The sequence below is a fragment of the Martinezella sp. CNPSo 3890 genome (assembly GCF_057784455.1).
On sequence record NZ_JBXSOR010000005.1, the window covers coordinates 286,459 to 309,401 of the forward strand.

Consider the following 22,943-nt stretch of genomic DNA (forward strand, 5'->3'; position numbering starts at 1 on the left):
TGGGTCTCCAACTGCAACTTGGAGCCTCACACCATGAACATTGCCGCAAAAAACCTCACTCCGACCGTCACCACCGGCCCGCTGCCGGCCTCTCGGAAAATCCATATCACCGGGGATATCCATGCCGATATCCGCGTGCCGATGCGCGAAATCAGCGTCCATCCGACATCGGGCGAGCCGCCAGTTATCGTCTACGATTCGTCCGGCCCCTATACTGTCGAAGGTGCAGATATCCGCATCGAAGAGGGCCTTCCGCAGTTGCGCCGCGACTGGGTGCTCGCCCGCGGCGATGTCGAGGCCTATGAGGGCCGCCATGTGCGTCCCGAAGACAACGGTTTCGTCACCGGCGAACGGCTGACACCGGAATTTCCGGCCAAACGCCAGCCGCTGCGCGCCAAGGATGCCAAGGCCGTCACTCAGCTCGCCTATGCGCGCGCCGGCATCATCACCCCGGAAATGGAATTCATCGCCATCCGCGAGAACCTCGGCCGCAAGGCCAAGACCGAAGCGCTGGTCCGTGACGGCGAGAGCTTCGGCGCGCATATTCCCGATCACGTCACGCCTGAATTCGTTCGCCAGGAGGTCGCAGCCGGCCGCGCTATCATCCCGGCCAACATCAATCACCCCGAAAGCGAGCCGATGATCATCGGCCGGAATTTTCTGGTGAAGATCAACGCCAATATCGGCAATTCCGCAGTCACCTCCTCCATGGCGGAGGAGGTCGAGAAGATGGTCTGGGCAGCGCGCTGGGGTGCCGATACCGTCATGGATCTTTCGACCGGCCGCAACATTCACAATATCCGCGAATGGATCATCCGCAATTCGCCGCTGCCGATCGGCACGGTGCCGCTCTATCAGGCGCTGGAAAAGGTCGGCGGCATCGCGGAGGAACTGACCTGGGAGATCTATCGCGACACGCTGATCGAGCAGGCCGAACAGGGCGTCGACTATTTCACCATCCATGCCGGCGTGCGGCTGCACTACATCCCGCTCACCGTCAACCGCGTCACCGGCATTGTCTCGCGCGGCGGCTCGATCATGGCCAAGTGGTGTCTCCATCACCACAAGGAGAGCTTCCTCTACGAGCATTTCGAGGAAATCTGCGACATCTGCCGGGCCTATGACGTCTCCTTCTCGCTCGGCGACGGCTTGCGGCCCGGTTCGATCGCCGATGCCAACGATGCCGCGCAGTTTGCCGAGCTCGAAACGCTCGGCGAACTGACGAAGATCGCCTGGGCCAGGGATTGTCAGGTAATGATCGAAGGCCCCGGCCATGTTCCGATGCACAAGATCAAGGAGAACATGGACAAGCAGCTCGCCGTCTGCGGCGAGGCGCCCTTCTACACGCTTGGGCCGCTGACGACGGATATCGCCCCGGGCTACGATCACATCACTTCCGGGATCGGCGCTGCGATGATCGGCTGGTTCGGCACGGCGATGCTGTGCTACGTCACTCCGAAGGAGCATCTCGGCCTGCCCGACCGCAACGACGTCAAGACCGGCGTCATCACCTACAAGATTGCCGCCCACGCCGCCGATCTCGCCAAGGGTCATCCGGCCGCTCAGGTCCGCGACGATGCATTGTCGCGTGCAAGATTCGAATTCCGCTGGGAGGATCAGTTCAACCTGTCGCTCGATCCGGATACCGCCCGCAGCTTCCATGACGAAACCTTGCCGAAGGAAGCTCACAAGGTCGCGCATTTCTGCTCGATGTGCGGCCCGAAATTCTGCTCGATGCGGATTTCACATGACATCCGCGCGGAGGCACAGAAGGAAGGGCTGGAAGCGATGGCGGCGAAATATCGGGAGGGCGGCGATCTCTATATGCCGGTCGAAGCCCCCGCTCAGCCGGCCGAGTGACATGCGCATCCTCATCAAAGGGGCCGGCGTTGCCGGCCTCACAGTCGCTCACGAGCTGATCCGGCGCGGAGCAGAGGTCACGATCTCGGATCCAAGCCGGAATTTTCATCGCGCCGCCTCCTGGCTTGCCGGCGGCATGCTGGCGCCATGGTGCGAGCGGGAAAGCGCTGATGAGGCTGTGCTCGAGCGCGGTCGTGATTCCGCCGATCGATGGGACGCGATTCTGCCGGGCAAGGTCGTCCGCAACGGAACGCTCGTCGTTGCGCCGAACCGCGATCAAAACGAGCTGAAGCGATTCGCCAGCCGCACGACAGGCCATCGCTGGGTGGGCGAAGACGAAATCGCCGCCCTTGAGCCTTCGCTTGCCGGCCGGTTCCGCCTGGGCCTGTTCTTTCCGCAGGAGGCGCATCTCGATCCCCGCGAGATCCTGCAATCATTGAAGGACGATCTATCTGCAAAAGGCGTCACCTTTGTCGACGGACACCTGGATGACGATGGCTTCTCCGACATCGTCGACTGCACGGGGGCTGCCAGCATCGGCCGCATCCGCGATTTGCGCGGCGTGCGCGGCGAAATGCTCTATCTGCAAAGCGACGAGATCTCGCTTTCGCGCCCCGTCCGCCTGCTGCATCCGCGTTTTCCCGTCTATATCGTGCCGCGCGGCAACGGCCTGTTCATGGTCGGCGCGACGATGATCGAGACCGATTTCAAAGGGCCGATCAGCGCCCGTTCGCTGATGGAGCTCCTGAATGCAGCCTATGCGCTGCACCCGGCCTTTGCCGAAGCCGCCGTGATGGAAACAAACGCCGGCATCCGACCTGCCTTTCCTGACAATCTTCCCCGCGTAACGCGCGAGGAAGGGACGGTATTCGTCAACGGCCTCTATCGTCACGGCTTCTTGCTGGCACCGGCGATGGCCGAGAAAGCCGCCGATCTCGTCTTTTCCGGACACAACGAAAGGAGTCGCCAATGCGCCTGATCATCAACGGCGAAACCCAGATTATCGAAGCAACCACGCTCTCGCAGCTTCTCACTGCGCTCGAATATGAGGGGGAATGGCTGGCAACCGCCGTCAACGGCGAGCTTGTCCATAGCGACGAGCGCGATGACCATACCCTAACCGACGACGACAGGATCGAAATCCTGACACCAATGCAGGGAGGCTGATCATGCTTGAACTCTACGGAACCCAACTCGCATCGCGCCTTCTTCTCGGTACGGCGCGCTACCCCTCCCCGGCCGTACTGGCGGAAGCCGCCAAACGTTCGCAAACCGGGATCGTCACCGTGTCGCTGCGCAGGGAAACGGCAGGCGGGCGCAATGGCGGTGCATTCTTCGAGATGATTCGTGAACTCGGCGTTCGCGTCCTTCCCAATACCGCAGGCTGCCACGGCGTATCCGAAGCGGTGCTAACGGCGAAAATGGCACGCGAGGTTTTTCGGACCAACTGGATCAAGCTCGAGGTGATCGGCAACCACGATACGCTGCAGCCAGACGTCTTCGCGCTGGTGGAAGCGGCAAAAATCCTCACCGGAGAGGGATTCGAGGTCTTTCCCTATACGACGGACGATCTCATCGTCGCCGAGCGGCTGCTGGAAGCTGGATGCAAGGTGCTGATGCCCTGGTGCGCGCCAATCGGAACGGCGGCGGGACCACTCAACGTCTCCGCCCTGCGCTCGATGCGGGCACATTTTCCCGAGGTACCGCTGATCGTGGACGCCGGCATCGGCAGGCCGTCGCATGCGGCGACCGTCATGGAACTTGGCTTCGATGCCGTGCTGCTGAATACAGCGGTTGCTGGGGCTGGCGATCCGGCCGCGATGGCGGAAGCCTTCGCCAAGGCAATCGATGCCGGCAGGCAGGCATTTGGCGCCGGCATGCTGGAGCCGCGCGACATGGCCGTGCCATCGACACCCGTCATCGGAAAGGCGGTTTTCTCGTGAGGCTCGATCCCTTCTACCTCATTGTCGATAGCGCCGCCTGGATACAGAGGCTGGCGCCGCTCGGCGTCAGACTGGTGCAGTTGCGGATCAAGGACCGCACCGAGGCAGAGCTTCGCGCCGAAATTCGCCAATCGAAGGCAATCTGTGCCGCGCATGGATGCCAGCTGATCATCAATGATTATTGGCAGCTCGCGATCGAGGAGCGCTGCGATTTCATCCATCTCGGCCAGGAGGATCTCGCTTCCGCCGATCTCTCCGCCATACGGAATGCCGGATTGAAGCTGGGGCTTTCGACGCATGATGAGGCGGAATTGGAGACGGCACTTGCCGCCGAACCCGATTATATAGCGCTTGGACCGATCTATCCGACCGTCCTCAAGGCGATGCCCTGGGCGCCCCAGGGCCTTGAGCGGATCGGCGAGTGGAAGGCTCGCATCGGCGATCGGCCGCTTGTCGCAATAGGGGGCCTGACGGTCGAGCGTCTTGCGAGCGTATTTGAGCACGGCGCCGATGTCGCGGCAGTCGTGACAGATATTACTCGCAATCCAGACCCCGAATCGCGGACGCTCGAATGGCTGAACGCGACGCGGCGGCTGCCTCCAAATTGACAAGTTCGCGCCTCAGAGCCCGTGGGAGGGGTTATTTTCAGCCGCTTTGCCCGATGAACGGGCCATTCATTGAATATTCAGCTGAACATAATCATGCTGAAGACGTTAATTAGATGACTCGCGCATTCGCTGAGCACAAAGACTGCTTTGGAGGTGGTCATGATAAAGAAGACGGTTCTTACGGTTTTGCTGGCCGCTACGGTCGTAGGCGGCGCATTGGCGCCCGTCAGCAGCGCACAGGCGCAGTATTACGACGGCTATCGCGGCGATTGGCGCGGCCACGATGATTGGCGTCGCCATCACCACCATGGCAATGGCGGCGCGATCGCCGGCGGTGTTGCTGCCGGTCTTCTCGGCGGACTGATTGTCGGCGGCGCCCTTGCCAATAGAGGCCCGGTTTACGAAGTCGCCCCCCCGCCGCCGAGATGCTGGTACGAGGATCGCCGCGTCCAGAACGAGTATGACTATGGCTGGCACTACGAGCGCATTCGCGTTTGTAACTAAGCGATAAGCGATGCATCTGCCCTGAATGGATGCATCGTTTCATGGATGATTTGGGTTTGCCGGCGGCCAAAACCGCCGGCAAAACTGTTTGAGGCCGGCGAATTATAGGCCGTGCGTCCTCGGATAGGGGTTACGCTCCGGGTATATTCGCCCAGCAAGGCTTTCAGGTTCGGGTCGCCAGATTTCGACCAGCAATGGATAGCAGGGCACCGTATCGCTCGAATGTTCGCTGCCGCAGTCACCGCCAGGGCAGGCTGAGAGCGCGCCGAGCAGATCGATTTCCGCGAAGAACTCGATGAAGTCGCCCGGCCGCACCGGGCTCGCCTTCATGAAATACTGATGGGTGTCATGCGTAAAGCCCGTACACATGAACACGTTCAGCACGTCGTGAACGTGAAATTCTGCCTCCTGGGCAGAGATGTTCATTTCTTTGGCGAGCGCGCGTGACAGGTTCGAATGGCAGCAATGGTGATAGTCGTCGCCCTTCAGCAGCCGGTTCGTATAGGGATCGCAGCGCGTGCCGATGACGTCATGAACGCCGGCTCCATCCGCATCCCAGCCATACCAGCCAAGCGTATCATGTGTGATCGTCGCCATGGGGCGCAGATAGGGCAACGTGCTCCACAGGCGATCGCCGAGACCGACATGGGTGGTATGCAACGCTCGCGTCTTGCCGCTGAAGAAACGCTCGGAAAGATCGGCGGCATTCCACAGATTGAGATCGCCGACCTGCGCTCCCTCCACGCTGACGATCCGAAAGAAATGTCCCTTCGGCACGCGAAAACTGCCGCCCTCGCGCGGGGGGACGACGATTTCGGCCATCTTGGTCATGGTTTGCCGCGCCGATCGCAGCACATCCATATCGGCAGGCGGCAGCGTGCCGTTCGGATAGACGATGACAGGAGGCTTGTCGCGCCGCTCGGCTGCATCGGCGGGAGCGGGCGTATCGAAAATACTGTTCATGGCGACTTCACATTCCTCACCGATTTGGCGCTGAAACATAGGCATCACTCTAAGAATACACGGCGCCTGCGCAACAGCGATTCTCCTTGCGCTGTGACTAAGTTTTACTTAGCCTCACCGGATGCAACATGTTCCGCTTGCCTCCCTTCGCGCCTTCGAGGCAGCCGTTCGCCATGAGAGTTTTGCCAAGGCGGCGGCTGAACTCAATCTCACGGCCGCGGGTGTCAGCCAACATGTGCGCGCCCTGGAGGAATGGCTCGGCGTCAAGCTGTTTACGCGCCATGCCCGCGGCGTAATGGCAACCATGGCCGGCCGCAGTTTCGGGGCAGCGGTGGCAAACGGTCTCGGACATATCGACATCGCCGCCCGGCAGCTGCGGCTTGCCGGAAACAACAGGCCGGTCAGCGTGGCCTGTATTGCTTCTGTCGCCACGCGCTGGCTGATACCGCGATTGCAGGCATTCAAGAGGGAATACCCTGAAATTCAGGTCAATATCGTCTACGCGCTCGATGCGAGGACGCCGGAGGCGGCAAACGCCGATCTGTTGATCCGCCATGGACCAAGGCCAGCGGTCAATGCGGTTTCCCTATTGCCCGCCGAAACGCGGCCAACCTGTTCGAGGGAATATGAGCGCCGTCACGGACCGATCAGGACGCCAGCCGATCTCCTTAATGTCGACCTCCTGCACGATGAAACGACGGCCGCCTGGACACGCTGGTTCACCCTTGAAGGCGTCCACGAGCCTCCTAAACCCGGACCGATCTTTGCCGATTTCGGATTGATGATCGGCTCCGTCATCGGCGGGCAAGGTGTGGGCCTCTGCCCAACGGCCTTGATTGCAGAAGAATTGGGCAATGGAACGCTGGTTGCCCTGTTCGATACGGCGTTGGATACCGACAAATCCTATTGGCTGATCGAAGCCGACCATCTTTCCGACGATGCGGAAACGTTCCGCGACTGGCTGATTGCTGCCAGCGCCGCAATCGCTTAGGCGTCAAGCTGGACGACTCGAGCCCGACGCCGACGATCACGACCGCTAGACCCAGTTTTCCACGCGAATGCCAGGTATGCGGATGAATTCCTTCATGTTGTTCGTCACCACGATCAGCCCCTCGCTGCGGGCATGTGCGCCGATCTGCATGTCATGCGGGCCACATGGGGTCCCTGCGCGCTCCAACTCGGCTCGCACTTGTCCGTAATGTGCAGCCGCCTTGTCGCCGAACGACAGAACCTCCAGCCGAGCCAGGAAATGCTCGACGGCAGTCAAGTTTTCCACGCGCCGAGTCGACTTCTCCGCACCATAGTACAACTCGCCAAGCGTTATGCTCGATATGCAAAGCTGCTCCGCCAGCGCGTTGAATTTTTCCCTCACGGCAGGCGGATAGGTCTTCATCACATAAATGCAAATATTCGTATCGAGCATATAGGTCAGCATCAGAAGGACTCGCGTTCTTCCACCGCTGGCTGTTCACGCTCGCCCAGAAAGTCGTCACTGACACGGGGGCCATGAAGGAAGAGATCATCCCATCGTTTACCTTGCGGCACGATCAAGCGGCTGCGACCGATCTTCAGGATATCGACCTGATGTACGTCCTCAGGGAATGCTACGGCCTTGGGCAGACGCACAGCCTGGCTTCGATTGCTGGTGAATACAGTCGAACTCGTCATGTTCGGCTCCTGATTTTGGGATATGCAATTGGGATATACTTAATTCTACAGGCTTGAAAAATCAAGACTCCGCTCCCCTAGGCGCCTATGCGGTTTAAAGCCAACAAGCGCCGGTTGGCGCGAGATATCTGAGCCAACGCACCAATGTCTTCAGAGGCTTTCAGGAGTAATGGTTAGAAACCGCACCGGTTCGAGATCCACGTCGGTATCAATCAGGCCCAGTCGCTTCAGCGTCAGATCGATGGCACGCCGAGCCTGAACCTCCGGAGCCTGATCGAGAACGATCGTCATCAATCCCTCTTTCAGATAGCCGCGCGTCGCGTCGGACAATTCGTGCCCGACCCAGAAGATCGGCTGCTGGCGATACCGGCGCAGAACCGTCGCGATCGCTGCATTGTCGCCGCCGGCACTGTAAAGGCCGATAATGTCGGGATATCTGGCAAAAGCACTCGTCAGCAGCTCGACTGTCTTCATTTCATCATCCTCATCGAACATGACTTCGACGAAGCGATGCGATGGGTTCGCATGATCAAGCAAATAGTTGGAAAAGCCGCGGATGCGTGCCTTGTGGTTCTCGTAAGCGCCGCTGTGGCAGAGCGCGACGAAAGTGCCTGAGATGCCAGCCTGCATGCGCGCCATATAGAAGGCAGCGGCGCGCCCGGCAGCTTCGTTGTCGATGCCGACGTATGGCAGCTCCAGCGCTGGCCGCGTCATGATCTGCACGACAGGAATGCCGCCGCTGGCAGCCTTGCGGATGCTGCCGACCACATCGGGATGATCGGGCGCGACGACGATCAAGGCGGAACGCCGCGCTTGCGGATTGGCGATATGGCGCGAAAAATCGGCAGGATCGTCTTCCCTGGCGAAAGTCCGCTGGATCTGGATATCCTTGTCGAGCAACGCGGCGATGCGCTCGAATGCGCGATTGAGCCTTGAATAGAAATAGGTCTCAGGCCGGAGCAGCACGACTTCGATGCGCACCAGACCATGCCTAGTGCCGGCGAGCGGCATACGGTAGCCGAGCCGCTTTGCGGCGATGAATACCTTTTCCGCCGTCTCCGGCAACACATTGCCGCGGCCGTTGAGTGCACGCTCGACGGTGGCTGCTCCTACACCCGCGGCCGCCGCCACATCCTTCAACGTAATCTTGGCCACGCGTCCCTCACTTGCCAACCCGATGATCAGATTTGATCATGGATCCGTGGCGGATAAAAGAGGTGAAAATGTCAACCGAAGCGAGCGACGAGAAAATCGATAACGCTGCGCAGCATGGCCGTCGGGCGCCGGTCCGGTGCATAAACAAGGTGCATGGGTGTCGGCTGGTACGACCAGAGGGGCAGGACCGGCTCAAGCCGGCCTGCATCGAGATCGGCCGCCAGAAGCAGTTCCGGCTGCAGGACAATGCCGGCTCCATGCAGAGCGGCAACGCGCAGAGCGCCGCCCTGATTGGTGGTGAACCTGCCCTTGATGGCGATCTCGCGCGTTTCCCCATCCGGGCCGACGAGATGCCAGCGCCCCTGCAGACGCCAGTAGGAATGGCCGAGACACATATGATTAGCAAGGTCCTCAGGGCTTTGCGGCCTGCCACAGCGATCCAGATAATTCGGCGATGCTGCGAGAACACGCCGATAGGGTTTTAACGGACGCGCCACAAGATTGGTGTCCGTCAGATCGCCGATATGGATGCCGAGTTCGTAGCCTTCGCCGATCAGATCATGCGGATTATTGTCGAGCGCCAGATCGACGCTGACCTCCAGATTCTCATGCAGATAGTCTACGAGTGCCGGCACGAGGCTTTGCGTCCCGAAACTGACGGGTGCGACGAGCCGCAGGCGCCCGCGCGGCGCCGATTGCAGTTCGGAGGCCGATTGCTCGGCAAGCTCCACCTCCGCCAGCACCGTCTTGCAGCGCTCGTAATAGAGCCTGCCGACCTCGGTCAGCTGATGACGACGCGTCGTGCGGTGAAGCAGGCGTGCACCAAGCCGCTGTTCGATCGTCCTGATATGCTTGGCGACCATGGCTGGCGACACCCGGCTTATGTCGGCAGCGGCGGCAAAGCTGCCCTGTTCGACCACTCTGACGAACATCGCCATGCCGGCCAACTTGTCCATGATTGCATACCTATAGGTTCGGAATGAAGCAAATAGGAGCGTATTTATCGCCAGCTGGTTTTGCAAGATAGTCCGCGGTGCCTGACATCAGGCAGAACCTATTCAATGATCTATCAAGGAGTTGCCATGCCAATCCTCCGCTTGGAAATGCATCCCGGCCGCACACAAGACCAGAAGCGCGCTTTCGTTCGCGAAGCGACCAGGGCCGCTGTGGAAACCCTCGCTTGCCCGCCGGAATCGGTGGAAATCATCATTACCGAGATTTCAAAGGAATCCTGGGCCACGGCGGGCAAACTGAAATCGGATAGCTGAAACAATCCGATTTCACGATCGAAGCCTGGCGGTCCTTATGCCACCGTCAGGCCACATCCGGCGCTAGGCTCTGCCGCCCCCAGGCTTCGGCCCAATCCATCAGACGTACCAATTCCTGCTTGAGAGCGTGAGAACGAATGATGTCGGCGGCGTGGTTCGCGTTGGTACGCGGATTGTAGAATGCGTCGATCTCTTCGCCGCTTTCCCGCCTTGCCGCCTCCAGGCGGAGCTTTATTTCCTCGACTTCGGCCTTCACCGCAAAGTACCGCTTCATGACCTCGACAAGGTCTCGGTCGCCTGCACTGGTCTCCATGCCTACTCCATCCTACTTATTTTAGCGCCTTGCAATGATCCGATTCGAATGGCGAAATCTAGGTCATTGTTTAGCCGGCAAGATGAGCCGACGATGGGAGCTCGCCAGGCGGATGGAATAGGAAGCGGATTTACGACCAGTTTTCCTTGACAGATTGCATCACCACATTGGTCGACGTGCTTGCCACGAAAGGCAGGCTGGAAATTTTTTCGCCGAGAACGATGCGGTAACGGCGAATATCTGACGTCCGGACCTTCAAGAGATAATCGAAGCGGCCAGCGATCATGTGGCACTCTTCGATTTCCTTGATTTTCTTGATGGCATTGTTGAAGCTGAGCAAGGCCTCCTCACGGGTGTCCGTGAGTTTCACTTCGGCAAAGGCGACGTGATCGAGGCCAAGCTTGATCGGATTGAGGATGGCCTTGAAGCCGTCGATATAGCCGGAATCGATCAGCTTCTTGAGCCGTGCCTGGCAGGGAGTCTTGGAAAGACCGACCCGCTCTGAAAGCTCCGTGATCGACATGCGGCCATCCTCGACTAGGGCGTCGAGGATCTTTTGGTCGAACTGGTCAATTTCACTGGATTTGGTCATTTCCGCAGGCATTCCTATTTGAAACAAGCGCTATTGAAGTTCAATATGACTGGAAAGCCGCAGTTTCAAGGCGGAACGCTTTCCTGCAATGAAGTATGTTCTCGTCGAAGCAATGGGACAGCTGGGCGTGGCAATATCGCTGACCTCAGCTCAAACCATTAGGCCCCTTGCACCTTGAGGTTATCATGACTGTCTCTGCCAAGCTCGCAACTGAAGAACCAGCTCCAGACGCTGCCCCATTTTCCCATTTCGCACCGCCCATTCGCGAGCAGAGCCCGCTTCGCCAGGCGATCACTGCCGCCTACAGACGCTCCGAGACCGAATGCCTGCCGTTCCTCGTCGAAGCGGCGACCCTGCCGGACACGACGCGCGAAGCGGCAAAGAAGACGGCCAGGAAACTGATCGAAGCGCTGCGCGCCAAACACAAGGGAGACGGCGTCGAGGGGCTGGTGCAGGAATATTCCCTCTCCAGCCAGGAAGGCGTCGCGCTGATGTGCCTTGCCGAGGCGCTGTTGCGCATTCCCGACACGGCGACGCGCGATGCGCTGATCCGCGACAAGATCGCCGGCGGCGACTGGAAGTCGCATATCGGCGGCGGCCGCTCGATGTTCGTCAATGCCGCGACCTGGGGGCTGGTCGTCACCGGTAAGCTGACATCGACAGTCAACGAAGGCGGGCTTTCCGCCGCGCTGACAAAACTGATCGCCCGCGCCGGCGAGCCCGTCATCCGCCGCGGCGTCGATATGGCCATGCGCATGATGGGCGAACAATTCGTCACTGGCGAGACGATCGACGAAGCATTGAAGCGCGCCCGCGCGCTCGAAGCAAAGGGCTTCCGCTATTCCTACGACATGCTTGGCGAAGCCGCGACGACGCATGCCGATGCCGAGCGCTACTATCGCGACTACGAAAACGCCATCCATGCGATCGGCAAGGCCTCGGCTGGCCGCGGCATCTATGAAGGCCCCGGTATCTCCATCAAGCTCTCCGCGCTGCACCCGCGCTATTCGCGCTCGCAGGCAGACAGGGTGATGGGCGAACTTCTGCCGAAAGTGAAGGCGTTGGCGCTGCTTGCCAAGGGCTACAATATCGGCCTGAACATCGATGCCGAAGAGGCAGACCGTCTCGAACTCTCGCTCGACCTTCTGGAAGAACTGTGCCTCGATTCGGATCTGTCCGGCTGGGATGGTATTGGCTTCGTCGTGCAGGCATACGGCAAGCGCTGTCCCTTCGTCCTCGATTTCATCATCGATCTTGCCCGCCGCTCCAGGCATCGCCTGATGGTTCGCCTCGTCAAGGGCGCCTATTGGGACGCGGAGATCAAGCGCGCGCAGCTCGACGGCCTGGAAGGTTTTCCGGTCTATACACGCAAGATCTATACAGACGTCTCCTACATCGCCTGCGCCAGGAAGCTCCTGGCCGCGACCGACGTCGTGTTCCCGCAATTTGCCACCCATAATGCGCAGAGCCTGGCCACCATCTACCATATGGCCGGGGACGACTTTGCTATCGGCAAATACGAGTTCCAGTGCCTGCACGGCATGGGCGAGCCGCTCTACGAAGAGGTGGTCGGCGCCGAAAATCTCAATCGCCCCTGCCGGATCTACGCGCCGGTCGGCACACATGAGACGCTGCTTGCCTATCTCGTCCGCCGCCTGCTCGAAAACGGCGCCAATTCCTCTTTCGTCAACAAGATCGCCGACCCGGCCGTGTCCGTTTCCGAGCTTATTGCCGATCCCGTCGAGATCGTGCGCGGCATGAGCGTAGTCGGCGCGCAGCACGACAAGATCGCTCTCCCGGCCGATCTGTTCGGTAGCGCGCGACGGAATTCAGCCGGCGTCGATCTCTCGAATGAAGCGGCGCTAACCGATCTCTCCGCGCAGCTGCAAGCTTCGGCAGCGAGAGACTGGATCGCCAAGCCGCTTCTCGCCGATGGCTCCGAACGCGGCATGGCTCGCGCCGTCCTCAACCCCGCCGATCATGGCGATGTCGTCGGCCATGTCACCGAGCTCGAGCCGCAGGATGCACCCGACGTCATGCGGCTTGCCGCCGCAGCAGCGGAGCGTTGGGCTGCTGTGAGCTCCGCTGAGCGTGCCGCCATACTTGAGCGCGCCGCCGATATCATGCAGAGCGAGATGCCTGTTCTCGTCGGGCTGACCATCCGCGAAGCCGGCAAATCGGCCGCAAATGCGGTTGGCGAAATCCGTGAAGCGATCGATTTCCTCCGCTATTACGCCGCTCAGGCACGCCAAGTACTGAAGCCGGAGAGCGTGCCGCTCGGCCCTGTCGTTTGCATCAGCCCATGGAATTTCCCGCTGGCGATCTTTACCGGCCAGATCGCAGCCGCTTTGGTCGCGGGCAATCCCGTCGTCGCTAAGCCAGCCGGCAATACGCCGCTGATCGCAGCCCAAGGCGTCCGCATCCTGCATGAGGCCGGCATTCCGCGCGATGTTCTGCAATTTGTCCCGGGCGGGGGGCAAATGGGTGCCGCCCTCGTCGACGCTTCGGAAACCGCCGGCGTCATGTTCACCGGTTCCACGGAAGTTGCCCGCCTGATCCAGGCTCAGCTGGCCGAACGGCTTTCCAAATTCGGCAAACCGATTCCCTTAATTGCCGAAACCGGCGGGCAGAACGGCATGATCGTCGACTCCTCGGCGCTTGCCGAACAGGTCGTCGGCGATGTCATCGCCTCGGCCTTCGACAGCGCGGGCCAGCGCTGCTCGGCCCTGCGCATCCTCTGCCTGCAGGAGGAAGTCGCCGATCGCACGCTGGCCATGCTGCGCGGCGCTCTTCGCGAACTCTCGGTCGGCAGGACCGATCGGCTCGCCGTCGATATCGGCCCCGTCATCGATGACAACGCCAAGCGCCGCATCGACGAGCATATCGAACGCATGCGCAAGCTTGGCTGCAATGTCGAACAGCTCGACCTTCCCGAAAGCGCCGCCAAGGGCACCTTCGTTGCTCCCACCATCATCGAGCTGAAGAAGCTGAGCGATCTGAAGCGGGAAGTCTTTGGTCCCGTTCTTCATATTATACGCTATCAACGCAAGAACCTGGACAAGCTGATCGCCGATATCAATGCCTCCGGCTACGGCTTGACCTTCGGCCTGCACACCCGGCTTGACGATACGATCGCCCATGTCACTGAGCGCGTCCGCGCCGGCAATCTCTACGTCAACCGCAATACCATCGGCGCTGTCGTCGGCGTCCAGCCCTTTGGCGGGCGCGGCCTTTCCGGCACGGGGCCGAAAGCCGGCGGCCCAATGTACCTGCGCCGTCTGGTCGCCTCCCCGACCGAACCGCTGCGCAATGCCTCCGTGCAGGCCGACCCGGCTGCGCAGCAGTTCATCGCCTGGCTCGAAAGCAAGGGCGCTGCGGATGCGGCCAAACAGGCCCGTGCTGTCGCCGCCCAATCATCGCTCGGCTTCAATACCGAACTGCAAGGCCCGGTCGGCGAGCTGAACCTCTATGCGCTGCATCCGCGAGGGAGACTCCTGCTCGCTCCGCAGACAGCACTTGGCTTGCATGTCCAAATCGCTGCAGCACTTGCGACAGGCAATTCAATCGTCATCGATGCTGCATCGGGCCTGCAGGGCGAGCTTCATGGCTTGCCTGCGCAGGTCGCAAGTCGCATCTCCTGGACGAAAGACTGGGCGGCCGATGGACCTTTCGCTGGCGCTCTCATCGAAGGTGATGCTGCGCGCGTCCAGCAGGCGATCAAGACGATCGCGTCTATCCCCGGCCCGCTGGTTCTCACACAGGCTGCGTCGAGCGAGGACATTGCCAAGAACGTCGATGCCTATTGCCTCAACTGGCTGCTTGAGGAAGTAACGACGTCGATCAACACCGCGGCGGCCGGTGGCAATGCCAGCCTGATGACAATCGGCTAAAGCTGACAGCGATCTAGAACTTAAGCGGCGGTCGGGACCCGCGGGGTCTCAGCCGCCGCTTCGTTTTTCATGGCGCACATTCTGCAGTGATCTGTAAATTCGCTACGGTCCTCATCCAGCTTCCGGGCCTCCTTCTCTTCCGCGCAGAAATTTTTGAGAAAAGCTTTTCTCATATTGACTCTTGCCGTGAGAAAAGCTTTTCTCACGAAAACTGACTGGGAGAAGACATCTGGAAAATCAGCGTGCGAAAAGCGGACGTGCAACGATCCATGACGTTGCGGCGGCTGCAGGCGTGAGCATTTCAACGGCATCCAAGGCCTTGAACAATACCGGCCGCATGGGCGACGAGACCCGCGAAAGGGTCAAGCGCGCTGCCGCCGACATAGGCTTCCGTCCGAATGCCTTGGCCAAGGGTTTGCTCAGCAATCGCACGTTCACGATCGGTCTTCTGACAAATGATACATACGGTCGCTTCACGCTACCGGTCATGGCCGGCATCACGGAGGCACTCGTCGATCACGGCGTCTCGGTCTTCCTTTGCACGATCGAGGACGATCCGGCACTTGGAAAGGTTCATGTGGACGCCATGTTGGACAAGCATGTGGATGGCATTATCGCCTCGGGAAAGCGGATCGACCGCCGCCTGCCGGTGGATCTGTCCAATCTGCCGATTCCGGTGATTTATGCCTTCACTGAAGGCGCGCCGGGAAGCGTCACCTTCTGCGCCGATGACTATCAGGGGGCTGCCCTTGCTGTCGAATGGTTGCAGGGGCTCGGCAGAACCCGAATCGCCCATGTGACCGGCCCTGAAAGCTTCGTCTCGGTGCGCGAACGCGCCAAAGCCTATCGCGACCTCGCCGGAGACCGGCTGCCGGTCATGTACGGCATGTGGTCCGAGGCCTGGGGACACGAGGCCGTCGCAAAGCTCTGGAGCGTGGCCGGAGCAAAGCCGGATGCGATCTTCTGCGGCAACGACCAGATTGCCCGCGCGGTCGTCGATGCGCTTCGTGAGCGCGGCGTTCGGGTGCCGGAGGATGTCTCGGTGGTCGGTTTCGACAATTGGGAGATCGTTGCCGCCCAGACTCGGCCGCCACTGACGACGGTCGATATGAATCTTAAAGCTCTTGGCCGCGAGGCCGGGCTGACGGTTCTCGCGCTTGCGGAAGGACGCAGCGTCGAACCTGGCATCAGAACTTTGCCCTGCGAGCTTATCGTGCGGCAATCATGCGGGGGAAACTCCGGTCGTTGATTAAAGGAAAAGGGGCTGATGGGAGTAGCCCCATGGGAGGAGAATATGATGAAGCGATTTCTGGCCGCAACCGGCCTTATATCCCTAATACTTACGTCCGCCGCATCCGCCGAGAATATCTCCATGTGGGTGCGAAGCGGCATCGGAGATTCCTTCAAGAAGGTCGTCGAGGCCTATAATGCCGGCCATGAGGACAAGGTCACGCTGACCGAAGTGCCTTTTGCCGAACTCGTGCAGAAATACGCGACCGCCATTGCCGGCGGCCAGGCGCCCGACGCCCTGTCGATGGACCTCATCTATACACCGGCCTTTGCTGCCGCCGGCCAGCTCGAGGACCTGACGGACTGGGCAAAGAGCCTACCCTATTTCAATTCGCTGTCGCCCTCGCATGTGAAGCTCGGCACCTATGACGGCCACATCTATGGCCTGCCGCTCTCCGTCGAGACGTCGGTCTTTGCCTGGAACAAGGATCTCTACAAAAAAGCCGGCCTCGACCCTGAAAAGGCGCCGACCAGCTGGGACGAGATCACGAGCAATGCCGAAAAGATCCGCGCGCTCGGCAGCGATACCTACGGCTTCTACTTCTCCGGCGGCGGCTGCGGCGGCTGCATGATCTTCACCTTTACGCCGCTTGTCTGGGGCGCTGGTGCCGACATTCTCTCGGAAGACGGCAAGAAGGCGACGCTCGACACGCCGCAAATGCGCAAGGCGGTCGATATATACCGCAATATGGTCAAGAAGGATCTGGTGCCGGCGGGTGCCGCAAGTGACACCGGCGCCAACTTCCTCAGCATCAGCAACGGCAAGATCGGCCAGCAGAGCATCGGCGCCTTCTCGATCGGCACGCTGATCACGCAATATCCCGATATCCACTTCGGCGTGACCCTGATCCCCGGCGTCGACGGCAAGCCGTCCTCTTTTGCCGGCGGCGATAATTTCGTCATCTCCAAGGGCACGAAGAAGCTCGATGCCGTGAAGAAATTCCTCGAATATACCTATTCGCTTGAGGGACAGAAGATCATGGCGAAATACGGCAGCCTGCCGACGCGCGGCGATATCGCCGACCAGGTGCTGCAGGGCCTGGATCCGCGCATGCAGGTCGGCCTGAAGGCAATTGCTGTCGCGAAGACGCCCTATACGCTGCAGTTCAACGACCTGATTAACAGCGCCAACGGTCCCTGGGCGGGCTTCACCAACGCAGCTATCTTCGGAAGCGATGTCGATGGCGCATTCTCTAATGCCCAATCGGAGATGCAGTCGATCATCGACAACGCCCAACAATAATCGACCCATGAACGCCGGGGAGCTTCGACACTCCCCGGTCCCTCCATCGCAATATCGGGAGCATTCCATGGCTGGCCCTGGAGCTATCGCAACCGCGCGTCCGCGAAAACGGCGAAAGCGTGCCGGCTGGCACGGATTTCTCTACATCGCGCCGGCCATGGCGCTCGTTATCGTCTTCTTCGTGCTGCCCGTGGTCTTTACCGTCTGGATGAGCTTCCACAACTGGCCGTTGCTCGGCAATCCCCGATGGATTGGCTTTGGAAACTATGTCCGCATGATCTCCGACATGCGCTTCATGGCAGCGCTGCGCTTCACCGCCTATTACACCGTCGTCGTCACTATTGCGATCTTCGCCGTTGCCTTTCCGCTCGCCTTCTTCGTTGAAAAGCACCGGCCGTTCGTGGGCTTCTACCGAACGATCATCTTCCTTCCGGTCGTCGTGGGGCTTGCAACGGCTTCGCTGCTCTGGGTCTGGCTTGCCAATGTCGACGCCGGCTTCTTCGCACCGGTCGCCCTGGCACTCGGTCTTGTCGACAAGCGGCCGAACCTGCTTGCCGATTTCGACATGGCGTTCGCAACCATCATCGTCATGGTGGTCTGGAAGATCGCCGGCTTCACCATGATCATCCTGCTGACCGGCCTGCAGGCGATCCCCTCCGAACTGACCGAGGCGGCCCGCATCGATGGCGCGAGGCGCTGGCAGCGCTTCCGGTATCTGACCCTGCCGCTGATGCGCCGCACGATCGCGCTCGCGCTGATCATCTCCATCACGGGCTCGGTGCTCGCCTTCGACCAGTTCTATATCATGACATCAGGCGGCCCGCAGAACCGCATGATTTCGGTCGTCTACTACATCTTCAACCAGTCCTTCGTGTCCTTCAACCTCGGCTATGGCGCAGCGCTCTCGATCGCGCTTCTCGTCATCCTGGTGCTGATCAGCATCGTCCAGCTCTGGCTGCTGCGCGTCGGGGAGAACCACCCATGACCACAGCAAAGGAACGCCGCGCAAGGCGCAAGCTCTTGGATGGCATCGGCTATCACGGCATCGGCGTTGTCATCGTCATCTTCTTCTTCGCGCCGTTCGCGATCGCATTGCTATCGTCATTCCGGCATGGAACCGAAGCCAGCCTTCCACCCTTGCCGCCATGGCCGACGACCGGCTTCAGTTTCGACGCCTATCGCTCCCTGAATGGCTTCGGCGCCGGGGTTATCCAGCATACGCTGAACTCGCTCTTCGTCTCGGTCGCAACCGTGCTTCTGACCGTCATCGTCAGCCTGCTCGCGGGCTACGGCTTCTCGCGCTATCATTTCCCTTTTAAGGGCGCGCTCTTCATCCTGATCATCGCGACGCTGATGATCCCCTTCCAGTCGATCCTGACGCCGCTTTTTATCATCCTGGCAAGGCTCGGGCTTAACAATTCCCTAATCGGGCTGACGCTCGTCTATGTGACGCTGCAGCTTCCCTTTTCGGTCTTCATGATGCGCAATGCCTTCGACGCAGTACCGAAGGAAATCGAGGAGGCGGCCCGCATCGATGGCGCGCGCGATTTGAAGCTTCTTTTCCGCGTTCTCTTTCCGCTGGTGCTGCCGGGCGTCGCAACCGTTGCGATCTTCGCCTTCCTTAACGCCTGGAACGAGTTCCTGGCCGCCCTGGTGCTCCTGTCGAGCAACGAGAAATTCACGCTGCCGGTGCTGATGATCGCCGTCAGGACCGGTCGCCTCGGCGCCGTCAACTGGGGTGCGGTCCAGGCCGGCATCGCCGTCATGACCATCCCCTGCGTCATCGTCTTTCTGCTTCTGCAACGCTACTACATGCGCGGGCTGATGGCCGGCGCGGTGAAATAACCCTTCGAACAACGGATCAAAACCATGTCTGACAAGCAAAGCCGCCAGTTTCGCCCCCTGCCCGTTCCGAATGTCGAACTTGGAGGGCTCTTCGGTGCTCGCCAGGATGCCATATGCAATTCCACCGCAGCAACGCTACTCGACCGCTGCGTCGAGGCCGGCATGATCAAAGCCATCGACGTGGACCAGCCAAGCCCCGGCATCGTCATTCCCTTGCAGACCTGGTCGGGCTCGACGCAGATGTTTTGGGACAGTGATCTCGGCAAGTCGATCGAAACCATCGCCTATTCCCTCTATCGCCGCCCCAATGCCGAACTGGAAGCGCGCGCGGACGCCATAATCGACATGTATGAAAAGCTGCAGCAGGAGGACGGCTATCTGAACGCCTGGTTCCAGCGCGTCCAGCCGGGCCGCCGCTGGACCAACCTGCGCGATCATCACGAACTCTATTGTGCCGGCCATCTGATCGAGGCTGCCGTCGCCTATTACCAGGCAACGGGCAAGCGCAAGCTGCTCGATATCATGAGCCGTTTTGCCGATTACATGATCACCGTCTTCGGGCATGGCGAAGGCCAGCTGCGCGGCTATTGCGGCCATGAAGAGGTGGAACTCGCCCTCGTCAAGCTCGGCCGCGTCACCGGCGAGACGAAATATCTCAATCTCGCCAAATACTTCATCGACGAGCGTGGCCAGGAACCGCATTTCTTCACTGAGGAAGCGCTTCGCGACGGCCGCGACCCGAAGAACTTCGTGCAGAAGACCTATGAATACAGCCAGTCGCATCTGCCGGTGCGCGAACAGACCAAGGTCGTGGGCCACGCCGTGCGCGCCATGTATCTCTATTCCGGCATGGCCGATATCGCCACGGAATATAACGACGATACGCTAACCTCGGCCCTCGAGACGCTTTGGGACGACCTGACGACCAAGCAGATGTATGTGACGGGCGGCATCGGCCCGGCTGCCTCCAACGAGGGCTTCACCGATTATTACGACCTGCCGAACGAAAGTGCCTATGCCGAGACCTGCGCCTCCGTCGGTCTGGTCTTCTGGGCCAACCGCATGCTCGGCCGCGGACCGAACCGCCGCTATGCCGACATCATGGAAGTGGCGCTCTATAATGGTGCAATGGCCGGGCTATCGCAGGACGGCAAGACATTCTTCTACGAAAATCCGCTGGAGAGCGCCGGCAAGCATCACCGCTGGACCTGGCACCATTGCCCTTGCTGCCCGCCCAATATCGCACGCCTACTCGCCTCCGTCGGCTCCTATATGTATGCGGCGGCCGACAATGAGATTGCCGTCCATCTCTACGGCGAGAGCAAGGCGCGCGTGCCGCTTGCCGGCGGCGTGACCGTGCAGCTTTCCCAGACGACGCGCTATCCTTGGAACGGCGCCATTCGCTTCGAGGTCAATCCCGATCGCGCAGCCAAATTCGCACTATCGCTGCGCATCCCCGAATGGGCCGAGGGCGCGACGCTCGCAATCGATGGGGCACCGGTCGATTTGGCAGCGATCACCGTCGATGGCTATGCCCGCATCGAGCGCGAGTGGCAGGCGGGCGACAGCGTCGACCTCACCCTTCCGCTCATCCCGCGAACGCTGTTTGCCAATCCGAAAGTCCGCCAGGACGCCGGACGCGCGGCCCTGATGCGCGGCCCGCTCGTCTATTGCGTCGAAACCACCGACAATGGCCACGACCTCAACGGCATCTCCTTTTCCAGCGATCCGGCTTCCGCCAAGACGACGGAAATTGCGGCATTGGAGGGCGCGGTGGCGCTCGATATTTCCGTCATGCGCGATGAGGCCGACTGGGGCTCCGATCTCTACCGGACGACACCGCCGAAGGGTACTCCTTCCACCGCGCGTTTCATCCCCTATCATCTCTGGGACAATCGCGATCCGGGCGAGATGCTGGTCTGGATCCGCGCCGATCAGCTGCAGCGCGGAGCCTGATATGATGAAGAACGGCATGTGCCTGACCGGCGTCCGCAAGAGTTTCGGCGGGCTGGAGGTCATCCATGGCATCGATCTCGACATACCGGAAGGCGCTTTCGTCGTCTTTGTCGGCCCCTCCGGCTGCGGCAAATCCACGCTGCTGCGCATGATTGCCGGACTGGAGGAGGTGACCGACGGTGAGATCGCCATCAAGGGCCGAGATGTCACCGATCTCGACCCATCCGAGCGCGGCATCGCCATGGTCTTCCAGTCCTATGCGCTCTATCCGCATATGAGCGTTCGCGACAATCTCGGTTTCGGGCTGAAAATGGCCCGAACCGATGCATCCGAAATCGAAAGACGCGTGCGCTCCGCCGCCGCGATCCTCAAGATCGATCATCTCCTCGACCGCCGCCCGGGACAGCTTTCCGGCGGCCAGCGCCAGCGTGTCGCCATCGGCCGCGCCATCGTTCGCGAACCGGATGTCTTTCTCTTCGACGAGCCGCTCTCCAACCTCGACGCGGAACTGCGCGTCTCCATGCGTATCGAAATCGCCCGGCTTCACCGGGAACTCGGCAATACGATGATCTATGTCACCCATGACCAGACCGAGGCCATGACCCTTGCCGACAAGATCGTCGTGCTGAGGGACGGCCGGATCGAGCAGGTCGGCACTCCGCGCGAGGTCTATGAAGACCCGGCTAACAGTTTCGTGGCCGGCTTCATCGGCTCGCCAAGGATGAACATGATCGACGCGACATGGTCGGATGACGGGACGGCAAAGGTCGGAAACGACAGCATCAAGGTCGACCTTTCACAGACCAAGCCATCGGCGGGCGAAACGATTCTGCTTGGCATGCGCCCTGAACATTTCGTCGTTGCGTCAAATGCCGACGATGCCGTGCGGGTGACGGTCGACGTCACCGAATATCTGGGCGGCACGCGCTATCTCTACTGCCAGACAGAGGACGGCCAGGCGATCATAGCCGAATATCGCGACGGACCGGAGATAGAGCGCGGCGACACGCTCCATCTGCATTGCCCGCCCGAACGCCGGCGCTATTTCGACAAGCCGGGAGGACGGCTGCGGTAGCTGTCTTCTCGAGCAACCGCACATATGCCGGAAAGGTCGTCACCATTGCAAGCGGACTAGAATTCCCAAGGAGATATCAGATCCAGCCCAGTCTCACGGAAGTCGGACAGATTGCGAGTGGCCAAACGTCCGCCATTTACGCGGGCGATGGCTGCAATCATGCCATCTGCCGTCGACATTGGTCGTCCTTGCCTCTTCGCTGCACCCATTAGTTTGCCGTAGTCTAATGCGGCTTCTTCGGTAAGACCGAAGATCCGATCCGCGAAACGATGGCGCCATTCAGATAATCTCTGCTCAAGCCGGGCAGCCCTCTGGTCGGGAGCAATCTTTTGAATACCAAAGGCGATTTCAGCAATAGCCACAGTGGAAAGTGCTATCTCCGCATCATACCGACCAAGCCACGATATCACGGCCTCGTCAGGCAGTTTCCGGAAAGTTTCAGAGATGACATTCGTGTCCAGAAATATCACAGATCAATGCCGTGATTGGGTTGACGCCCATCGCGAATGACCGATTCGAGGTCGATATCATCATCATCCCTCATCGCCATTCGAGCATAGAAAGACGATGCGGGTTCGCGACCAGCCTCGCGAATTTCATAGGCTTCCAATGCTCGTTCGACGACATCGGCGATCGTCCGGTTTTCACGCCGCGCAAGGCGATGCGCGAGGTCACGTGCTCGAGCACTGCGAACGGATAGTTGTGGTTCAGCCATGTCTTTCTCCTGTTCCGACTAATATAGCCACAGGATAGTCAGCCATCAAGATGGC

The 22,943-nt window shown here is 60.2% G+C and carries 24 protein-coding genes; 15 read left to right on the forward strand and 9 right to left on the reverse strand.

Features of this window, described 5'->3' with window-relative positions; genetic code table 11:
• Positions 1 to 33: 33 nt before the first annotated feature.
• From thiC to AC13RC_RS15920, 6 genes are all read left to right on the forward strand, one after another.
• On the forward strand, positions 34 to 1,860 hold the full coding sequence (gene thiC / locus AC13RC_RS15895; RefSeq protein ID WP_488557730.1) for a phosphomethylpyrimidine synthase ThiC: 1,827 nt from the start codon (positions 34 to 36) through the stop codon (positions 1,858 to 1,860).
• A 1-nt stretch (position 1,861) separates the two neighbouring features.
• Entirely contained in the window at positions 1,862 to 2,839 is a 978-nt protein-coding gene (gene thiO, locus AC13RC_RS15900; protein ID WP_488557731.1) for a glycine oxidase ThiO, read from the forward strand.
• Positions 2,830 to 3,027, forward strand: a complete 198-nt coding sequence (gene thiS, locus AC13RC_RS15905) for a sulfur carrier protein ThiS (protein ID WP_488557732.1) — start codon at positions 2,830 to 2,832, stop codon at positions 3,025 to 3,027. Before thiO ends, thiS begins: the two co-directional genes overlap by 10 nt.
• 2 nt (positions 3,028 to 3,029) lie before the next feature.
• Positions 3,030 to 3,803, forward strand: coding sequence for a thiazole synthase (locus AC13RC_RS15910; protein ID WP_488557733.1), 774 nt, complete (start codon positions 3,030 to 3,032; stop codon positions 3,801 to 3,803).
• On the forward strand, positions 3,800 to 4,411 hold the full coding sequence (locus AC13RC_RS15915) for a thiamine phosphate synthase (RefSeq protein ID WP_488557734.1): 612 nt from the start codon (positions 3,800 to 3,802) through the stop codon (positions 4,409 to 4,411). Before AC13RC_RS15910 ends, AC13RC_RS15915 begins: the two co-directional genes overlap by 4 nt.
• A 159-nt stretch (positions 4,412 to 4,570) precedes the next feature.
• Positions 4,571 to 4,915, forward strand: a complete 345-nt coding sequence (locus AC13RC_RS15920) for a hypothetical protein (RefSeq protein WP_113333237.1) — start codon at positions 4,571 to 4,573, stop codon at positions 4,913 to 4,915.
• A 102-nt stretch (positions 4,916 to 5,017) separates the two neighbouring features.
• Here the strand turns inward: AC13RC_RS15920 and AC13RC_RS15925 are convergent, their stop codons facing one another.
• The gene (locus AC13RC_RS15925) at positions 5,018 to 5,878 is read right to left on the reverse strand and encodes an urea carboxylase-associated family protein (RefSeq protein WP_488557735.1); all 861 of its coding nucleotides are present in this window, start codon (positions 5,876 to 5,878) and stop codon (positions 5,018 to 5,020) included.
• Between the two features lie 121 nt (positions 5,879 to 5,999).
• Here AC13RC_RS15925 and AC13RC_RS15930 point away from each other — a divergent pair, with 121 nt between their 5' ends.
• Complete coding sequence (locus AC13RC_RS15930; RefSeq protein WP_488557736.1) at positions 6,000 to 6,869, forward strand: LysR substrate-binding domain-containing protein; 870 nt, start codon at positions 6,000 to 6,002, stop codon at positions 6,867 to 6,869.
• A gap of 45 nt (positions 6,870 to 6,914) precedes the next feature.
• Here AC13RC_RS15930 and vapC read toward each other — a convergent pair whose 3' ends face one another.
• The 4 genes from vapC to AC13RC_RS15950 all read right to left on the reverse strand — a co-directional run bounded on the left by vapC (position 6,915) and on the right by AC13RC_RS15950 (position 9,657).
• Complete coding sequence (gene vapC / locus AC13RC_RS15935; protein ID WP_488557737.1) at positions 6,915 to 7,313, reverse strand: type II toxin-antitoxin system tRNA(fMet)-specific endonuclease VapC; 399 nt, start codon at positions 7,311 to 7,313, stop codon at positions 6,915 to 6,917.
• Positions 7,313 to 7,546, reverse strand: a complete 234-nt coding sequence (gene vapB, locus AC13RC_RS15940; RefSeq protein WP_488557738.1) for a type II toxin-antitoxin system VapB family antitoxin — start codon at positions 7,544 to 7,546, stop codon at positions 7,313 to 7,315. The genes vapC and vapB overlap by 1 nt, the downstream gene beginning before the upstream one ends.
• 150 nt (positions 7,547 to 7,696) lie before the next feature.
• Positions 7,697 to 8,701 carry a LacI family DNA-binding transcriptional regulator gene (locus AC13RC_RS15945; protein WP_488557739.1) on the reverse strand — a complete coding sequence of 335 codons (1,005 nt, stop codon included), beginning with the start codon at positions 8,699 to 8,701 and terminating at the stop codon, positions 7,697 to 7,699.
• 71 nt (positions 8,702 to 8,772) lie between these two features.
• Positions 8,773 to 9,657 (reverse strand): LysR family transcriptional regulator, encoded by an 885-nt coding sequence (locus AC13RC_RS15950; RefSeq protein WP_488557740.1) that lies wholly within the window; start codon positions 9,655 to 9,657, stop codon positions 8,773 to 8,775.
• Between the two features lie 60 nt (positions 9,658 to 9,717).
• Here AC13RC_RS15950 and AC13RC_RS15955 point away from each other — a divergent pair, with 60 nt between their 5' ends.
• Positions 9,718 to 9,969, forward strand: a complete 252-nt coding sequence (locus AC13RC_RS15955; RefSeq protein WP_488557741.1) for a 4-oxalocrotonate tautomerase — start codon at positions 9,718 to 9,720, stop codon at positions 9,967 to 9,969.
• Between the two features lie 46 nt (positions 9,970 to 10,015).
• Here AC13RC_RS15955 and AC13RC_RS15960 read toward each other — a convergent pair whose 3' ends face one another.
• Both AC13RC_RS15960 and AC13RC_RS15965 read right to left on the reverse strand, forming a co-directional pair.
• Positions 10,016 to 10,282: a hypothetical protein gene (locus tag AC13RC_RS15960; RefSeq protein WP_113333231.1), complete on the reverse strand. Its 267-nt coding sequence runs from the start codon at positions 10,280 to 10,282 to the stop codon at positions 10,016 to 10,018.
• 130 nt (positions 10,283 to 10,412) lie between these two features.
• Positions 10,413 to 10,874 carry an Lrp/AsnC family transcriptional regulator gene (locus AC13RC_RS15965; RefSeq protein ID WP_015342703.1) on the reverse strand — a complete coding sequence of 154 codons (462 nt, stop codon included), beginning with the start codon at positions 10,872 to 10,874 and terminating at the stop codon, positions 10,413 to 10,415.
• Between the two features lie 185 nt (positions 10,875 to 11,059).
• Between AC13RC_RS15965 and putA the strand changes: the two genes are divergently transcribed.
• The 7 genes from putA to AC13RC_RS16000 all read left to right on the forward strand — a co-directional run bounded on the left by putA (position 11,060) and on the right by AC13RC_RS16000 (position 22,173).
• Positions 11,060 to 14,764: a trifunctional transcriptional regulator/proline dehydrogenase/L-glutamate gamma-semialdehyde dehydrogenase gene (gene putA / locus AC13RC_RS15970; protein ID WP_488557742.1), complete on the forward strand. Its 3,705-nt coding sequence runs from the start codon at positions 11,060 to 11,062 to the stop codon at positions 14,762 to 14,764.
• 292 nt (positions 14,765 to 15,056) lie between these two features.
• The gene (locus AC13RC_RS15975; protein WP_488557743.1) at positions 15,057 to 16,013 is read left to right on the forward strand and encodes a LacI family DNA-binding transcriptional regulator; all 957 of its coding nucleotides are present in this window, start codon (positions 15,057 to 15,059) and stop codon (positions 16,011 to 16,013) included.
• 45 nt (positions 16,014 to 16,058) lie between these two features.
• Positions 16,059 to 17,297, forward strand: coding sequence for an ABC transporter substrate-binding protein (locus AC13RC_RS15980; RefSeq protein WP_488557744.1), 1,239 nt, complete (start codon positions 16,059 to 16,061; stop codon positions 17,295 to 17,297).
• A 67-nt stretch (positions 17,298 to 17,364) separates the two neighbouring features.
• Positions 17,365 to 18,282, forward strand: a complete 918-nt coding sequence (locus AC13RC_RS15985) for a carbohydrate ABC transporter permease (RefSeq protein WP_488557745.1) — start codon at positions 17,365 to 17,367, stop codon at positions 18,280 to 18,282.
• A complete protein-coding gene (locus AC13RC_RS15990; RefSeq protein ID WP_488557746.1) occupies positions 18,279 to 19,142 on the forward strand; it encodes a carbohydrate ABC transporter permease in 864 nt (287 codons plus the stop codon). The genes AC13RC_RS15985 and AC13RC_RS15990 overlap by 4 nt, the downstream gene beginning before the upstream one ends.
• A gap of 24 nt (positions 19,143 to 19,166) precedes the next feature.
• Positions 19,167 to 21,098 carry a glycoside hydrolase family 127 protein gene (locus AC13RC_RS15995; protein ID WP_488557747.1) on the forward strand — a complete coding sequence of 644 codons (1,932 nt, stop codon included), beginning with the start codon at positions 19,167 to 19,169 and terminating at the stop codon, positions 21,096 to 21,098.
• Between the two features lies 1 nt (position 21,099).
• Entirely contained in the window at positions 21,100 to 22,173 is a 1,074-nt protein-coding gene (locus AC13RC_RS16000) for an ABC transporter ATP-binding protein (protein ID WP_488557748.1), read from the forward strand.
• Positions 22,174 to 22,229: 56 nt separating this feature from the next.
• Here AC13RC_RS16000 and AC13RC_RS16005 read toward each other — a convergent pair whose 3' ends face one another.
• Complete coding sequence (locus AC13RC_RS16005) at positions 22,230 to 22,643, reverse strand: type II toxin-antitoxin system VapC family toxin (RefSeq protein WP_145318280.1); 414 nt, start codon at positions 22,641 to 22,643, stop codon at positions 22,230 to 22,232.
• Positions 22,640 to 22,888: a type II toxin-antitoxin system VapB family antitoxin gene (locus AC13RC_RS16010; RefSeq protein ID WP_113354409.1), complete on the reverse strand. Its 249-nt coding sequence runs from the start codon at positions 22,886 to 22,888 to the stop codon at positions 22,640 to 22,642. Before AC13RC_RS16010 ends, AC13RC_RS16005 begins: the two co-directional genes overlap by 4 nt.
• Positions 22,889 to 22,943 lie beyond the last annotated feature (55 nt).

Excerpts from the sequence above, each read along its gene's own strand:
- AC13RC_RS15985 (WP_488557745.1), top strand. The coding sequence starts at position 17,365 with ATGGCTGGCCCTGGAGCTATCGCAACCGCGCGTCCGCGAAAACGGCGA.
- AC13RC_RS15950 (WP_488557740.1), bottom strand. The coding sequence starts at position 9,657 with ATGGACAAGTTGGCCGGCATGGCGATGTTCGTCAGAGTGGTCGAACAG.
- AC13RC_RS16000 (WP_488557748.1), top strand. The coding sequence starts at position 21,100 with ATGATGAAGAACGGCATGTGCCTGACCGGCGTCCGCAAGAGTTTCGGC.
- thiC (WP_488557730.1), top strand. The coding sequence starts at position 34 with ATGAACATTGCCGCAAAAAACCTCACTCCGACCGTCACCACCGGCCCG.
- AC13RC_RS15930 (WP_488557736.1), top strand. The coding sequence starts at position 6,000 with ATGCAACATGTTCCGCTTGCCTCCCTTCGCGCCTTCGAGGCAGCCGTT.
- AC13RC_RS15920 (WP_113333237.1), top strand. The coding sequence starts at position 4,571 with ATGATAAAGAAGACGGTTCTTACGGTTTTGCTGGCCGCTACGGTCGTA.
- AC13RC_RS15960 (WP_113333231.1), bottom strand. The coding sequence starts at position 10,282 with ATGGAGACCAGTGCAGGCGACCGAGACCTTGTCGAGGTCATGAAGCGG.
- AC13RC_RS15910 (WP_488557733.1), top strand. The coding sequence starts at position 3,030 with ATGCTTGAACTCTACGGAACCCAACTCGCATCGCGCCTTCTTCTCGGT.
- thiO (WP_488557731.1), top strand. The coding sequence starts at position 1,862 with ATGCGCATCCTCATCAAAGGGGCCGGCGTTGCCGGCCTCACAGTCGCT.
- AC13RC_RS15965 (WP_015342703.1), bottom strand. The coding sequence starts at position 10,874 with ATGACCAAATCCAGTGAAATTGACCAGTTCGACCAAAAGATCCTCGAC.
- AC13RC_RS15995 (WP_488557747.1), top strand. The coding sequence starts at position 19,167 with ATGTCTGACAAGCAAAGCCGCCAGTTTCGCCCCCTGCCCGTTCCGAAT.
- AC13RC_RS15925 (WP_488557735.1), bottom strand. The coding sequence starts at position 5,878 with ATGAACAGTATTTTCGATACGCCCGCTCCCGCCGATGCAGCCGAGCGG.
- AC13RC_RS15980 (WP_488557744.1), top strand. The coding sequence starts at position 16,059 with ATGATGAAGCGATTTCTGGCCGCAACCGGCCTTATATCCCTAATACTT.
- vapB (WP_488557738.1), bottom strand. The coding sequence starts at position 7,546 with ATGACGAGTTCGACTGTATTCACCAGCAATCGAAGCCAGGCTGTGCGT.
- vapC (WP_488557737.1), bottom strand. The coding sequence starts at position 7,313 with ATGCTGACCTATATGCTCGATACGAATATTTGCATTTATGTGATGAAG.
- thiS (WP_488557732.1), top strand. The coding sequence starts at position 2,830 with ATGCGCCTGATCATCAACGGCGAAACCCAGATTATCGAAGCAACCACG.
- AC13RC_RS16010 (WP_113354409.1), bottom strand. The coding sequence starts at position 22,888 with ATGGCTGAACCACAACTATCCGTTCGCAGTGCTCGAGCACGTGACCTC.
- AC13RC_RS15990 (WP_488557746.1), top strand. The coding sequence starts at position 18,279 with ATGACCACAGCAAAGGAACGCCGCGCAAGGCGCAAGCTCTTGGATGGC.
- putA (WP_488557742.1), top strand. The coding sequence starts at position 11,060 with ATGACTGTCTCTGCCAAGCTCGCAACTGAAGAACCAGCTCCAGACGCT.